Origin of the sequence: Rhodobacter calidifons (genome assembly GCF_011174775.1) — a bacterium.
Taxonomy (GTDB): domain Bacteria; phylum Pseudomonadota; class Alphaproteobacteria; order Rhodobacterales; family Rhodobacteraceae; genus Tabrizicola; species Tabrizicola calidifons.
In genome coordinates, this window is sequence record NZ_JAANHS010000008.1 from 76,709 (window position 1) to 90,191 (window position 13,483).

14 protein-coding genes are annotated in these 13,483 nt (G+C 66.2%); 11 read left to right on the forward strand and 3 right to left on the reverse strand.

The window, feature by feature from the left end:
• Window positions 1-61: 61 nt before the first annotated feature.
• A complete protein-coding gene (locus tag G8O29_RS11990) occupies window positions 62-631 on the forward strand; it encodes a LysE family translocator (protein ID WP_166403548.1) in 570 nt (189 codons plus the stop codon).
• 9 nt (window positions 632-640) lie between these two features.
• On the opposite strand, the gene G8O29_RS11995 is transcribed toward G8O29_RS11990, so the two are convergent.
• Window positions 641-1,768 carry a DUF6456 domain-containing protein gene (locus G8O29_RS11995; protein WP_166403482.1) on the reverse strand — a complete coding sequence of 376 codons (1,128 nt, stop codon included), beginning with the start codon at window positions 1,766-1,768 and terminating at the stop codon, window positions 641-643.
• A gap of 238 nt (window positions 1,769-2,006) precedes the next feature.
• On the opposite strand from G8O29_RS11995, the gene G8O29_RS12000 reads away from it, so the two are divergent.
• Entirely contained in the window at window positions 2,007-2,291 is a 285-nt protein-coding gene (locus G8O29_RS12000) for a DUF6477 family protein (protein ID WP_166403483.1), read from the forward strand.
• A gap of 66 nt (window positions 2,292-2,357) precedes the next feature.
• On the opposite strand, the gene G8O29_RS12005 is transcribed toward G8O29_RS12000, so the two are convergent.
• On the reverse strand, window positions 2,358-3,899 hold the full coding sequence (locus tag G8O29_RS12005) for a trimethylamine methyltransferase family protein (RefSeq protein WP_166403484.1): 1,542 nt from the start codon (window positions 3,897-3,899) through the stop codon (window positions 2,358-2,360).
• Window positions 3,900-4,119: 220 nt separating this feature from the next.
• On the opposite strand from G8O29_RS12005, the gene guaA reads away from it, so the two are divergent.
• Window positions 4,120-5,694 carry a glutamine-hydrolyzing GMP synthase gene (gene guaA / locus G8O29_RS12010; protein ID WP_166403485.1) on the forward strand — a complete coding sequence of 525 codons (1,575 nt, stop codon included), beginning with the start codon at window positions 4,120-4,122 and terminating at the stop codon, window positions 5,692-5,694.
• 74 nt (window positions 5,695-5,768) lie between these two features.
• On the opposite strand, the gene G8O29_RS12015 is transcribed toward guaA, so the two are convergent.
• Window positions 5,769-6,362 (reverse strand): nitroreductase family protein, encoded by a 594-nt coding sequence (locus G8O29_RS12015; RefSeq protein WP_166403486.1) that lies wholly within the window; start codon window positions 6,360-6,362, stop codon window positions 5,769-5,771.
• A 169-nt stretch (window positions 6,363-6,531) separates the two neighbouring features.
• On the opposite strand from G8O29_RS12015, the gene G8O29_RS12020 reads away from it, so the two are divergent.
• The 8 genes from G8O29_RS12020 to G8O29_RS12055 all read left to right on the forward strand — a co-directional run bounded on the left by G8O29_RS12020 (window position 6,532) and on the right by G8O29_RS12055 (window position 13,296).
• On the forward strand, window positions 6,532-6,774 hold the full coding sequence (locus G8O29_RS12020; RefSeq protein WP_166403487.1) for a hypothetical protein: 243 nt from the start codon (window positions 6,532-6,534) through the stop codon (window positions 6,772-6,774).
• Window positions 6,775-6,816: 42 nt separating this feature from the next.
• On the forward strand, window positions 6,817-7,716 hold the full coding sequence (locus tag G8O29_RS12025) for a DMT family transporter (protein ID WP_166403488.1): 900 nt from the start codon (window positions 6,817-6,819) through the stop codon (window positions 7,714-7,716).
• A gap of 94 nt (window positions 7,717-7,810) precedes the next feature.
• A complete protein-coding gene (locus tag G8O29_RS12030) occupies window positions 7,811-8,917 on the forward strand; it encodes an OmpP1/FadL family transporter (protein ID WP_166403489.1) in 1,107 nt (368 codons plus the stop codon).
• 98 nt (window positions 8,918-9,015) lie between these two features.
• A complete protein-coding gene (locus tag G8O29_RS12035; RefSeq protein ID WP_166403490.1) occupies window positions 9,016-9,873 on the forward strand; it encodes an ATPase in 858 nt (285 codons plus the stop codon).
• A gap of 77 nt (window positions 9,874-9,950) precedes the next feature.
• Window positions 9,951-10,868, forward strand: a complete 918-nt coding sequence (gene metA, locus G8O29_RS12040) for a homoserine O-acetyltransferase MetA (protein WP_166403491.1) — start codon at window positions 9,951-9,953, stop codon at window positions 10,866-10,868.
• Window positions 10,869-10,884: 16 nt separating this feature from the next.
• Window positions 10,885-11,775: an alpha/beta fold hydrolase gene (locus tag G8O29_RS12045; RefSeq protein WP_367890169.1), complete on the forward strand. Its 891-nt coding sequence runs from the start codon at window positions 10,885-10,887 to the stop codon at window positions 11,773-11,775.
• Window positions 11,776-11,818: 43 nt separating this feature from the next.
• Window positions 11,819-12,688, forward strand: coding sequence for a polyphosphate kinase 2 (gene ppk2, locus G8O29_RS12050; protein WP_166403493.1), 870 nt, complete (start codon window positions 11,819-11,821; stop codon window positions 12,686-12,688).
• The gene (locus G8O29_RS12055) at window positions 12,685-13,296 is read left to right on the forward strand and encodes a TetR/AcrR family transcriptional regulator (protein WP_166403494.1); all 612 of its coding nucleotides are present in this window, start codon (window positions 12,685-12,687) and stop codon (window positions 13,294-13,296) included. The genes ppk2 and G8O29_RS12055 overlap by 4 nt, the downstream gene beginning before the upstream one ends.
• The last annotated feature ends 187 nt before the right edge of the window (window positions 13,297-13,483 follow it).

Genomic DNA, 13,483 nt, shown 5'->3' on the forward strand with positions numbered 1-13,483 from the left:
GACCGGGATCAAGGCCGAGCCCTTGCCGAACCGGCAGGAAAGCCCCAGAACGGGGGCGATGATGTCTTTCACCGAACTTTCGTTGGCGGTGCTGCTTCTGCTTCTGACACCAGGGCCGAGCAATTCGCTGATGCTGGTCGCCGGGGCCGAGCGCGGCTGGGCCAGAGCCTTACGGCTGATTCCGGCCGAGCTGGCTGGCTACCTGCTGTGCGTCCTGCCTCTGGCCCTGGCGGGGGCTGCGGTCCTGGACGGGCAGGACGGGCTGCGCAGCCTGGTGACGCTGGCGGCGGGGATCTGGGTCGCCGCGCTGGCGGCAAGGCTGTGGCGGCTGCCCGCCATCGGTGCTGCCGGTCCGGCGGTCGATGCCCGCGCGCTGTTCGTCACCACCGCGCTGAACCCCAAGGCGCTGATCTTCGGGCTGGTCCTGTTGCCCTCGCCCGACCGGCTGGCAGCGAACCTCGCGCTGTTTGCCGGGCTCGTGGTGCTGGTGGCCGCACTCTGGGCGGCTTTCGGCGCGCTGCTGCGCCAGGGATCCGGCCAGCCGCGCGCGATGTTCGTCCTGCGGCGGCTGGCCTCGGTCTGGCTGGCGGCGATCTCGGTGGTGCTGATCGCCCGAGGCGTGGGCGCCTGAGCGGCGATCCTAACCGATCAGAGGGCCGGACTTGCCATAGGTTTCCTCATAGTGCCGCCGGAGCCGCATCAGCGCGATGCGCAGCACGATCTTGCCCGACCGCGCCGCCCAGCCCATCCGCTTTTCTGCAACCTCCAGCCCTTCCAGGAAACAGCAGCAGCGCAAGGCCACATCGCCAAGACCCGGCCCCAGATCGCGCAGCGCCGCCGCGACCCGGCCCCGGGCCGAGGACGGCCCCTCACCCAGTCCGCTGTCCGGCTGGAAGGCCCCCCGGTCACCGCCGGTCAGGAAGCGGTCCCAGTTCTGCGCCACGCGCGGCCCCATCTGGGCCAGTTCGAAGTCCTCGCGCAGGCGTTCGGCGGCGGCCACCAGTTCCGGCTCCAGGAAGGGCTTGCCGTCGCGATCCCGGCGGCGGCCCAAGAGTGCCACCGGACTTTCCGCCAGATTGTAGCGCACCCGACGCGGGCCGGCATCGTCGATCACCTCACGGTCGCCCCAGACGCGATGCTGATCGCCGAAGGGAGTTGCCCCTTCTGCCATGCCGTGGCGCCGGCGGTCTTCCTCGTCCACCATGCGCTTCAGCGCGGCGCGGCCGGCCGAGGTGATCTCGTAGGTGGAGACCCGGCCGGGCTTGCGGCAGGTCACCCAGTCCTTCAGCGCAAAGGCATGGGCGACCGAACGCTCCAGGACGGCGGTGCGCAGGCTTCTGCCATCGGGCAGTTCACGCAACACCACCGCCTTGTCGAGATCGGGCGCGATGGCCATCACCGCGCGGGGTTCGGCCAGGCGCCGCAGCACGCGCATCCCCTCGCGCTGAAGCATGTGTTCGTCAAGAGCTTCGGGCGGCATGCCGGATCGGTCGGGACGCTGGTGAACAGACATCGGGGGATCATCCTTTTCGGCTGAGACAACGGACTGACGGGATGCAAGACGGGAAATTGCCGTCAGCGCCTCGTCCATCAGCGGGTCCTCGCGGCGGTTCTCGAACCGTCGCACCTGGCGCAGGATGGTGGAGGCATGCAGACCTTCGCGCCGCGCAAGCTCCCGTAGCGATGTGCCATCTTCTGTATGATCAAGGTAATGACGCACGGCAGCAGGAAGCCAGTCCGGTAGGCTGGCAGCAGTCACTTCTGGCAATTCGGTCGTCCTGTATCTGTCCACACCCGGGCTGCAATAGGTCCAGCCTTGGACGCACACAACCTTGGGTGGAATTGGTTACCTGAGAGTTAAGCTTCCGTCTGGCCTCGACAATTCGATGGAAAGTTTAAACTTTTCGGTAACCTCCGCGCGCTGCTACCCGGGTTTGCGCAACGCCAGGTTGCATTGCGCCATCATCGCCCGGACCAGCACCGCCTGGCCAGCAATGGAGGACCCGATGACCGACTGCCGCACCCTGCTTGCCACCCTGCGCCGCCCCCGGCTTCTGATGCGCGCGGCGCGTTTCGGCCTGGGCGACTACCGGCGCGAGCGTGACCTGCGCCGCTATGTTGACCGGACCGGCTCGCCAGAAGAGACGGTGACTTCGCTGATGACGGTCGAGGCGCGGCTCGAGGCCACGAGGCAGGCCGGCGATGCGGGCTATTCGGTGGCGCGCCACATCGAGGTGCTGATCGCGCTTCTGGCCGAAGCCCAGTTGCTGCGTCGGGGAGAAACCGCCTGAAACGTCGCGCGGATGCAAAGGGCGGCCCCCCGGCCGCCCTTTCGGACGCCGGGAGTCCTTGCCGGTTCAGATGAAGGCGTCCGGCATTTCGGCCTTGCGCCGGGCGACGAAGGCCTCCAGCGCCTCGCGGGTGCCGGGGTCGATCTCGGGCGCCTGGTAATCGGCCAGAAGTTTCTTCACCCGTTCGTTCGCCAGCGTCTGCGTGTCGCGGCTGCCTTCCTCGGCCCAGGTCTCGAAGGGCTTGTAGTCCAGCAGGTCCGACCGCCAGAAGGCCGACTTGAAGTTCGCCTGGGTGTGCGCGCAGCCCAGGTAATGGCCGCCGGGACCCACCTCGCGGATCGCGTCCATCGCCTGACCGTTCTCGTCGATCTGGATGCCTTGCGCCAGATGATGCAGCGTGCCCAGCTGGTCGGCATCCATCACGAATTTCTCGTAGGACGACACGAGGCCACCCTCCAGCCAGCCGCAGGCGTGCAGCATGAAGTTGACCCCGGCCAGAAGCGCCATGTTCAGGCTATTCGCGGTTTCATAGGCGGCTTGCGCGTCGGGCAGCTTGGAGCCGCAGAACGACCCGCCCGACCGATAAGGCAGCCCCAGCCTGCGCACCAGTTGCCCCGCGCCATACGTGATATGCGCAGCTTCGGGCGTCCCGAAGGTCGGCGCGCCGGAGTTCATGTCGATCGAGGTCACGAAGGCCCCCGCGACCACGGGCGAGCCGGGGCGCACGAGCTGGGAATAGCTGACGCCCGCCAGGATCTCCGCCAGCACCTGGGTCAGCGTGCCCGCCACCGTCACCGGCGCCATGGCCCCGCCGACGATGAAGGGCGAGACGATGCTTGCCTGGTTGTTCGCGGCATAGACTTCCAGCGCGCCCATCATGATCCCGTCGAAGACCATGGGCGAGTTGATGTTGATGAGGCTGGTCATCACCGTGTTACTCTGGACAAAGTCCTTGCCGAACAGGATGGAGGCCATGTCGACCGAATCCTGCGCCCGGCTGGGTTCGGTGACCGATCCCATGAACGGCTTGTCCGACAGGGTCATGTGGGCCAAGAGCATGTCGAGGTGGCGCTTGTTCACCGGCACGTCGGTCGGCTCACACACCGTGCCGCCGGAATGGTGCAGCCATTTCGACATGTAGCCCAGCTTCACGAAGTTCTGGAAATCCTCCAGCGTCGCATAGCGGCGGCCGCCTTCCATGTCGCGCACGAAGGGCGGGCCATAGACCGGGGCGAGGACGAGATTGCGCCCGCCGACCTCGACGTTGCGTTCGGGGTTGCGGGCGTGCTGGGTGTAGGACTTCGGCGCGGTCGAGATCAGCTTGCGCGCCAGGCCCCGGGGAATATGCACCCGTTCTCCCTGCACATCGGCCCCGGCATCGCGCCAGCGGGCAAGCGCAGCCGGGTTCTCGACGAAGTTCACGCCGATCTCTTCCAGCACAGTTTCCGCGTTGTGTTCGATGATCTGAAGGGCTTCCTCGTTCAGGATCTCGAAATTCGGGATGTTGCGCTGGATGAAGCGCGCGGTCTCGAAGCTGATCGCGGTGCGTTCCGCCCGGCGGCTGGCGCCCCCGCCACTGCGCGACCTGCGCCCTGCAACTTCGTTCATGGTCAGCCTCCGATAGGGTTTGCCGCCCTTATGCCGCCAAACCGTGCCGATCCGCCCCCCGAAACCGTCCAATCCTTTCCAAAACCGACATGCCCCCGCGTCGCAAACGGCCCTGGATTGCCCATGTCGCAAATACTCCACGGGGGTCCGGGGGTGTGAAACCCCCGGTCCGCCACCTGCCACCCCTTGCACCGCTTGCAGCCTCGCGCTACGCGGGCGCATGACCCAAGCCCATGACCGCCTTCTCATCATCGACTTCGGTTCTCAGGTGACGCAGCTGATCGCGCGCCGCCTGCGCGAGCTGAACGTCTACTGCGAAATCCACCCTTACAACCGCGTGGACGAGGCTTTCCTCAAGGCCTTCGCGCCTAAGGCGGTCATCTTCTCGGGCGGCCCGGCAAGCGTCTACTGGGAGAACGCCCCGATGCCGCCCAAGGGCGTGTTCGATCTGGGCGTGCCGATCCTGGGGATCTGCTACGGCCAGCAGGTGATGATGCATTGCCTGGGCGGCCAGGTCGAAGGCGGGCACGGCACGGCAGAGTTCGGCAAGGCCTTTGTCACCCCCACCGCGCTGACGCATCCGTTTCTGGCCGGTTGGTTTGAGACAGATGCCGGCCCGCAGGCGCAGGAACAGGTGTGGATGAGCCACGGCGACCATGTCTCGAAACTCGCGCCGGGGTTTCAGGTCTATGGCACTTCGCCCAATGCGCCCTTTGCGATCACAGCCGACCCGGACCGGCATTTCTACGCCGTTCAGTTCCACCCCGAGGTGCACCACACGCCGAAGGGCGCGCAGCTTTACCGGAACTTCGTCCGGCTGGCAGGCTTCAAGGGCGACTGGACCATGGGCGCCTACCGCGAGGAGGCCATTCGGAAGATCCGCGAACAGGTCGGTGATGCCAAGGTGATCTGCGGACTGTCCGGCGGGGTGGATTCTTCCGTCGCCGCCGTCCTGATCCACGAGGCGATCGGCGACCAGCTGACCTGCGTCTTCGTGGATCACGGCCTGTTGCGGCTGGGCGAGGCAGAGCAGGTCGTGACCATGTTCCGCGACCATTACAATATGCCGCTGATTCATGCCGACGAGTCCGACCTGTTCCTGTCGGCGCTGGAGGGCGTCTCGGACCCCGAGGTCAAGCGCAAGACCATCGGCAAGCTTTTCATCGACGTGTTCCAGAAGCATGCGACCGCTGTCGGTGGGGCGAAGTTCCTGGCGCAGGGGACGCTTTACCCGGACGTGATCGAAAGCGTTTCGTTCAGCGGCGGCCCCTCGGTCACGATCAAGAGCCACCACAATGTCGGCGGCCTGCCGGAAAAGATGGGCCTGAAGCTCGTCGAACCCCTGCGGGAACTCTTCAAGGACGAGGTCCGCGCGCTGGGGCGCGAGTTGGGCCTGCCGCAATCCTTTATCGGCCGCCATCCCTTCCCCGGCCCCGGCCTGGCGATCCGCTGCCCAGGCGAGATCACCCGCGAAAAGCTGGACATCCTGCGCCGGGCGGATGCGGTCTACATCGACCAGATCCGCAAGCACGGGCTGTACGACGAGATCTGGCAGGCCTTCGCCGCGATCCTGCCGATGCGGACCGTGGGCGTCATGGGCGACGGGAGGACCTACGACTATGCGCTCGCCCTGCGGGCGGTGACCAGCGTGGACGGGATGACGGCGGACTACTACCCGTTCACGCACGAGTTCCTGGGCGAAACCGCGACCCGGATCATCAACGAGGTCAAGGGCATCAACCGAGTCTTCTACGACTGCACCTCAAAGCCGCCGGGCACGATCGAACTGGAATGAGCCTCCTCGTGCGCCTTCGGCTTCTCGTCGCTGCGGTCTACGACGAGAAGACGAAGGCGCGCGAGGAGCCGGCCCTAGAACCGCCCGTGCCGAGCGATCTCGACCACAGGCTTCCGCCCGTTCGGCTTCTCGCGCGCCTGCAACTCCTCGGGCAGGTCGGCGACCGGTCCCTGCGCGCCGACGGCCACCACGCAGTGCAGCGTATGGCCCTCGGGCAAGCCGATCGCAGCCGCCAGTTTCGCCCCGTCAAACCCGCCCATGGCGTGCGACACGAGCCCCATCGCCTGTGCCTGAAGGGCAAGGCTCATCCAGGCCGCCCCGGTGTCGAAGCCTGCCGTGCGGTTCGCGACCTCCGCCCCCTCGCGGTTGGTCACCCTGTCCTTCGAGGCCACCACGACCAGCAACCCCGCCTTGCCAGCCCAGACCGGATTGATCCCGGTCAGGCTGTCCCGGATCGCATCGAACTCTGCCTCGCCCCGCAGCGCCCAGATGAACCGCCAAGGCTGGTGGTTCGAGGCGGACGGCGCCCAGCGGGCGGCTTCCAGAAGCGACATCACTTCGGCCTCGGTCAGGGCGCGGTCGGTGAAGGACCGGGGCGACCAGCGGGCGGGAAACTGCGGCGCGACGGGGTGATCGGGGTTGCGGTCAGGGGTCAGGTCAAGGCTCATCACGGCATCCTCTGCGACTTGTCCTCGAGATAGGGCGCCAGTGACGGCCCGGCAACCGCCCGCAGCGGCATCGCGCCGTGCAGGAACGCACAGAGGCCAGCGGCAACCGACGACCCAAATATTGCCGCAATCGCCTACCACCCTGTCCCCGACGCTGGAGATCCGCACGATGGAGATGCTTCTTGGCCTTGCGATCACGCTGTGTCTGCCCGCCTATCTGGTGGCGCAGGTCCTGGCCCTGATGCACTGGCCGCTGCGGGTTTCGCTGGTGCCCCTGATCGTCATGGGAGCGGCCTTCGCCGCCTTCCTGTCCGGCCTGGCACGGGGCTCGAACCTGGCACCGATCTTCATGGTCCTCGCCGCGCCGCCTTGCCTTGCCTGGCTTGGCCTCATGCGACTCATGCGGTCCTGAGCGCGCTGGACAATTCCGGATCCGACCGGCAAGGCTGCGCCGATGACACATCGCCCGCTTGCCGCAGCGCTCTGGATGACCGGGGCCATCGCCGCCTTTACCGCCATGGCCATCGCCACGCGGCAGATCAAGGGCGCACATGATACCTTCGAGATCCTCGCCTTCCGGTCGATGATCGGTTGGGTCATCGTGCTTGCCGCCGGACTTGCGCTGGGGCAGCTGGGCCGGGTGCGTACCGACCGCCTGGGCAGTCACCTCCTGCGCAACCTCTTTCACTTCACCGGCCAGTCGCTGTGGTTCTGGGCGATCACCCTGATCCCGCTGGCCCAGGTCTTCGCGCTGGAGTTCACGTCTCCGATCTGGGTGATCCTGTTGTCGCCGCTGTTCCTGGGCGAGCGTCTGACCCGGCGAAAGCTGGCGGCCGCCGCCCTGGGCTTTGCGGGCGTGCTGATCGTCGCCCGGCCCGGCTTTGCCAGCATCGAACCTGGAGTGATCGCCGCAGCCGGCGCGGCCGTGTTCTTTGCCGCGACCACCCTGATGACCAAGGCCCTGACCCGGGGCGAGGCGATCATCTCGATCCTGTTCTGGCTCACGCTGATGCAGGCGATGCTGGGCAGCCTGGCCATGCTCCTTCTGGGGCCGGTGGCCTTGCCAACCGCCGCCACCCTGCCCTGGCTGGGCCTGATCGCAGTGGCCGGGATCATCGCGCATCTGTGCCTGACAACCGCGCTGAGCCTGGCCCCGGCCAGTGTCGTGGTGCCGGTGGACTTCGCGCGGCTGCCGATCATCGCCGCGGTGGGCGCGCTGTTCTACGCCGAGCCGATCGAACCGGCGCTGTTCCTGGGCGCCGGGCTGATCTTCCTGGGCATCTGGCTGACACTAAAGCGCGGTGCTCCGGGTGGGGCCTCGGCGCCACAGGGTCAGGTCGTCACAAAATCGTGACGTGGCGTCATCGATTGACCGGTTGTGCCGAGACGCATAGCGTTTCCAGCGGGGAGGGTCCCGCGGCGGGGCTTCAGTTCGAGGGATGAGCACAATGAAACAAATTCTGATGGCTTCGGTCGCCGTCCTGGTCGCAGCTTCGGGCGCTACGGCCGGGGGGATCGACCGTTCGGGTCAGGGCCTGGGCGCGCTGTTCGAGAAGGGCCGCTATCTGGAACTGTCCTTCGGCCTGGCCTCGCCCAGCGTCTCCGGGACCGACGTCCTCTCCGCGCCCACCGGCGATGTCGCCGGAACCTATGCGCAGCTTGCCTTCAGCTACAAGTACGACATCAGCGACCAGCTTTCGATGGCGCTGAACATCGACCAGCCCTTCGGTGCGGACATCCTGTATGACACGACCTCGCTCGTTTTGGGCGGGACGATGGCCAAGGCCGAATCCTACGCCGTGACCGGCATCCTGCGCTACAAGCTGAACGACGCCTTTTCGGTCCACGGCGGCCTGCGGATGCAGCACGCCAAGGGCGACATCCGGTTGCAGGGCCTCGCCTACGGCGGCCTGTCCGGCTACAATGTCAGTCTCTCGGGGGACTGGGCGCCGGGCTATCTGGTCGGCGTGGCCTTCGAGAAGCCCGAGATCGCGCTTCGCGTGGCGCTCACCTACAATTCGGCCATCAAGCACGGGTTTGGCACCATCGAGCGGGTGGGCGCGGTGCAGGTAGCTCCGGGCAGCGAAACCGAGGTTGAACTGCCGCAGTCGATCAACCTGGACTTCCAGACCGGCATTGCCAAGGACACGCTGGTCTTCGGCCAGATCCGCTGGGCCGACTGGTCCGAGTTCCAGATCAATCCCGCCTTCTTCACCCCCATCGCCGGCGGCGGGCTGGTCGATCTGGAGGACACCGTGACCTATACCCTCGGCGTCGCCAGAAGGTTCAACGAGAACTGGGCCGGGTCCGTCTCGCTGAACTACGAGGGCAAGGGCAGCGACGATCTGGTCTCGCCCCTGGCGCCGACGAACGGTCGCCTGGGGGCCACCCTCGGCGCGGTCTACACGATGGACAACATGAAGATCACCGCCGGGATCAACTATACCAGGGTCGGCGATGCCCGGCCCGAGACCGGCACGCCCGACACCGCGCGCGCCTCGATGACCGGAAATGACGTCATCGGCGTCGGCGTGAAGGTCGGCTGGTCGTTCTGAACCGACCCGCACGGATGCATCGCCCCCGCCCCTTCGGGCGGGGTTTTGCGTTGTGAAGCCGCGTTCCGGGCGCTAAGACCGGCGCCGGGGGTGATGCGATGATCTACCATTCGGGACAGGACTATCTGGACGCAGCGCGCAAGCGTGTCTTGCTGTTCGGCATGTCGGGGCTGGGAAAGACACGGCTTTCCAACCTCTTGCGCGCCCACGGCGACTGGTTCCACTATTCGGTCGATTACCGGATCGGCACCCGCTACATGGGCGAGTACATCGCCGACAACTTCAAGCGCGAGGCGATGAAGGTGCCGCTGCTGCGCGAGCTTCTGATGACCGACAGCGTCTACATCGCCTCGAACATCACCTTCGACAATCTGGCGCCGCTTTCGACCTACCTTGGCAAGCCCGGCGATCCGGCAAGGGGCGGCCTGCCCTTCGCCGAATACATGAAGCGGCAGGAACAGCACCGCGCCGCAGAAGTTGCCGCCACGCTGGACACCGCCCGCTTCATCGAGCGCGCGGAAGAAATCTACGGCTACCCCAATTTCGTCTGCGACACCTCGGGCTCCATCTGCGAAGTGGTGGACCCCGAAGACCCGCAGGACCCGGTGATGAAGCAGCTTTCGGAAACGCTGCTTCTGGTCTGGATCAAGGGCTCGGATGCCCACACGGCAGAGCTCGTCCGTCGCTTCGACCGCGCACCGAAACCGATGTACTACCAGCCGCACTTTCTTCACGCGATGTGGAAGGAATACCGCGCAACCCATTCTGTTTCCGAGGAAACCTGCGATCCAGACCACTTCGTCCGCTGGACCTATGCCCGCGCCCTGGCCCATCGGCAGCCGCGCTATGCCGCGATGGCGCGCTGGGGCGTGACGGTCACGGCCGAAGAGGTCGGCGCAGTGCAGAACGCGGTCGATTTCGACACGCTGATGGCGCGCGCCATCGACCGAAGCTGACAGCGCCCCTGACGATCTTGCGCCCCTGATGATCACCCCCTAGCTCTAGGCCCTCTGACCCCAAGGATCCCTGCCCCATGCCCATCACCCTGCCCGAAACCCTGCCCGCCTTTGACGTGCTGCGGTCCGAAGGCGTCATGGTGATGACCCCGGACCGCGCCGCGCATCAGGACATCCGGCCGCTGAAGATCGGCCTTTTGAACCTGATGCCGAAGAAGATCCAGACAGAGAACCAGTTCGCTCGGCTGATCGGCGCGACGCCCTTGCAGATCGACCTGCACCTGATCCGCATGTCGGAACACCAGACAAAGAACACCGCCGCCGAACACATGGCCGCCTTCTACCGCCCCTTCCAAGAGGTGAAGGGCGAGAAGTTCGACGGCCTCATCATCACCGGCGCGCCGATCGAGCACCTGCCGTTCGAGGAAGTAACCTACTGGAAGGAACTTTGCGAAGTCTTTGACTGGACGCAGGAAAACGTCCATTCCACCTTCGGCGTCTGCTGGGGTGGCATGGCGATGATCAACCATTTCCACGGCGTGCGGAAGCACATGCTGCCACAGAAAGCCTTCGGTTGTTTCCGCCACCAGAACCTTGCCCCCACCTCTCCCTACCTGCGCGGGTTCTCGGACGATTTCGTCATCCCGGTCAGCCGCTGGACCGAGATGAAGCAGGACGAGATCGCCGCTGTGCCGGGGCTGCGCATCCTGCTGGGCTCGGACGAGGTGGGCCCCTGCCTGGTCGAGGATGCCGCGCACCGGGCGCTGTATATCTTCAATCACTTCGAATATGACAGCGACACGCTGAAGCAGGAATATGACCGCGACGTGGCGAACGGCACGCCGATCAACGTGCCCGTGAACTATTACCCCGATGACAATCCCGCGCGGCCGCCGCTGAACCGGTGGCGAAGCCATGCGCATCTGCTATATGGCAACTGGATCAACGAGATCTACCAGACAACGCCATATGACATTGAAAAGATTGGCTCTTAGTCTATTCATCGCCATATTGGTCCTTGCCGGTGTCACCCACTGGCGGGCCTCGGCGCGCGAGGCGGCGGCCGAGGCGGCCTTTCCGCCCTCGGGTCAGTTCGTCACGGTCAACGGCAGGCGCCTGCACTACGAGATCGCGGGCAATGGGCCCGATCTCGTCCTGATCCACGGGGCCAGCGGATCCTTGCGCGACCTGACCTTCGCGTTCCGCGACCGGCTGACCGACCGTTACCGGGTGATCGCGGTGGACCGGCCCGGCCTTGGCTACTCCGACCCGCTCGAGGATGCCAGCCTGCTGGCCCAGGCGCGGCACATCAAGGCGGGGCTTGCGCAGCTGGGCGTGACCGAGCCTGTGGTGCTGGGCCAAAGCTACGGCGGAGCGGTCGCGCTGGCCTGGGCGCTGGACGGGGGACCGCGCGCGCTGGTGCTGGTCAGCGCGCCCTCGATGCCCTGGCCCGGCAAGCTGGACCCCTGGTATCGCCTGACCGACACCTGGCCCGGCAGGCACTTGGCCATACCGCTGGTCGCGGCCTTCGTGCCCGACAGCTATGTCCGCGCGGTCACCGCCTCGGTCTTTGCACCCGACCCGGTGCCCGAGGGATATGAGAAGCACCTGGGCGCAGCGCTGACCCTGCGGCGCGAGACCCTTCTTGCGAACACCAGCCAGATCAATGCCTTGCGGGACGAACTTGTCACGATGGAATCGCGCTATCCGACGCTGGCCCTGCCGGTGGAGCTGATCCACGGCACTGCCGATACCATCGTGCCGCTGGACATCCACTCCGGTCCGCTGTCGCATCTTCTGCCTGAGGCCACGATCACCGTGATCCCGGGTGCGGGCCACATGCCGCACCATTTGCATCAGTCCCTGGTCGTCGCCGCCATCGACCGCGCCGCATTGCGCTGAACCGCGCAATCGCCATACTGGCCGCAATGTAAGGAGGCTTCAGATGACCCTGCCATTCGACGGCGCGATCAGCCGCTATTTCCGCGAAGGCGCGCCGCAAGAGGTGCGCAAGGCCATCGAAGAGGCGGGCAAGGACGACATCCTCAACCCCGCCTACCCCTACCGGGAAGAGATGAAGGGCAAGGACTACGACCACCGGATGGCGGCGCTTCAGATCGAGCTGGCCAAGATGCAGGCGGGTCTGAAGGCCTCCGGGCAGCGGCTGCTGGTCGTGTTCGAAGGGCGGGATGCCGCCGGCAAGGGCGGCACGATCAAGGCGGTGACCGAGAACATGAACCCGCGCCAGGCCTATGTCGTGGCCCTGTCGAAGCCGACCGAGCGCGAAAGCCAGCAATGGTATTTCCAGCGCTATGTCGACTGGTTCCCGGCGCTGGGCGAAATCGCGCTTTACGACCGCAGCTGGTACAATCGCGCGATGATCGAGCATGTGTTCGGCTTCTGCAAACCCGATCAGCGGGAGAAATTCTTCCGGCAATTGCCCGAGTTCGAGCAGATGATCGTCGAGGAAGGGATCATCTTCCGCAAGATCTGGCTGGAGGTCGGCCGGGCCGAGCAGCTGAAGCGCTTCCTCGACCGCGAGGGTGATCTGCTGAAGCAGTGGAAGCTGAGCCAGATCGACGTGGACGGGCTGGCGAAATGGGATGCCTACTGCGCCGCCATCGACGAGACGATGGAGCGGACCCATTTCAGGCACGCACCTTGGACGGTCATCCTGTCCGACGACAAGAAACGCGCGCGGATTGCGGCGATCCAGACGATCCTCGCGGCGGTGGACTATGCCGGCAAGGATGCAGAGGCCATCGGGACGATCGACGACAGGATCTGCGGCGGGCCGGCCCTGCGGTCGGCATGAAGCGGGGCTATCACCACGGCAACCTGCGGCAGGCGCTGGTCGAGGCGGCGCTGGCGCTGATCGCCGAGAAGGGGCCGCAGGGTTTCACGCTGTCCGAGGCGGCGAAGGCGGCGGATGTGACACCGGCGGCGGTCTACCGGCATTTCGCGGGGCGCGACGATCTTCTGGCCGAGGTGGCGCGGCAGGGCTTCGACATCTTCGCCGCGCTGCTGGAATATGCCTACGATGAGGGGCGCCCCTCGGCCCTTGCGGCCTTCGAAGCGACGGGGCGGGCCTATCTTGCCTTCGCGCGGAAATATCCGGGGCACTACCAGGCAATGTTCGAAAGCGGGCTTCAGCCGGGCCAGCATCCCGACCTCGCCCAGATCGCGGCCAAGGCGCGGGCCGCCATGGACCGCGCGGCGGAGGGGCTGGTCCGGGCACTGCCGGACGGCAAGCGGCCGCCGGCCTCGATGGTCTCGGCCCATGTCTGGGCGGTCAGCCATGGGGTGGTGGAGCTGTTCCTGCGCGGCAATGGCGGCCCCCAGCCCTGGCCGCCGGAGGATCTGCTGGAGACCGGGATCGGGATCTATCTGCGGGGTCTGGGGCTGTTGTCGCCGGATCGGTAAGACAGGCTGCCCACGCGTGGGCGCCTTTTGCCTGCAAGCAGAATCAACGGGTTGTCCGTGGGCCTTCAGCAATGGTTAACCCTACCCCGCACGCGGCGAAACTGCGCGATCTCCAATGGCGGAGCCCGATGCAGGCGGAGGCCCCGGGTCAGGCCCGGGGCGGGCAGTCCGGCTATCCGGGTCGAAA

Coding starts and splice junctions, on each gene's coding strand:
- G8O29_RS11990 (WP_166403548.1), top strand. CDS start 62: ATGTCTTTCACCGAACTTTCGTTGGCGGTGCTGCTTCTGCTTCTGACA.
- G8O29_RS12000 (WP_166403483.1), top strand. CDS start 2,007: ATGACCGACTGCCGCACCCTGCTTGCCACCCTGCGCCGCCCCCGGCTT.
- G8O29_RS12005 (WP_166403484.1), bottom strand. CDS start 3,899: ATGAACGAAGTTGCAGGGCGCAGGTCGCGCAGTGGCGGGGGCGCCAGC.
- guaA (WP_166403485.1), top strand. CDS start 4,120: ATGACCCAAGCCCATGACCGCCTTCTCATCATCGACTTCGGTTCTCAG.
- G8O29_RS12015 (WP_166403486.1), bottom strand. CDS start 6,362: ATGAGCCTTGACCTGACCCCTGACCGCAACCCCGATCACCCCGTCGCG.
- G8O29_RS12020 (WP_166403487.1), top strand. CDS start 6,532: ATGGAGATGCTTCTTGGCCTTGCGATCACGCTGTGTCTGCCCGCCTAT.
- G8O29_RS12025 (WP_166403488.1), top strand. CDS start 6,817: ATGACACATCGCCCGCTTGCCGCAGCGCTCTGGATGACCGGGGCCATC.
- G8O29_RS12030 (WP_166403489.1), top strand. CDS start 7,811: ATGAAACAAATTCTGATGGCTTCGGTCGCCGTCCTGGTCGCAGCTTCG.
- G8O29_RS12035 (WP_166403490.1), top strand. CDS start 9,016: ATGATCTACCATTCGGGACAGGACTATCTGGACGCAGCGCGCAAGCGT.
- metA (WP_166403491.1), top strand. CDS start 9,951: ATGCCCATCACCCTGCCCGAAACCCTGCCCGCCTTTGACGTGCTGCGG.
- ppk2 (WP_166403493.1), top strand. CDS start 11,819: ATGACCCTGCCATTCGACGGCGCGATCAGCCGCTATTTCCGCGAAGGC.
- G8O29_RS12055 (WP_166403494.1), top strand. CDS start 12,685: ATGAAGCGGGGCTATCACCACGGCAACCTGCGGCAGGCGCTGGTCGAG.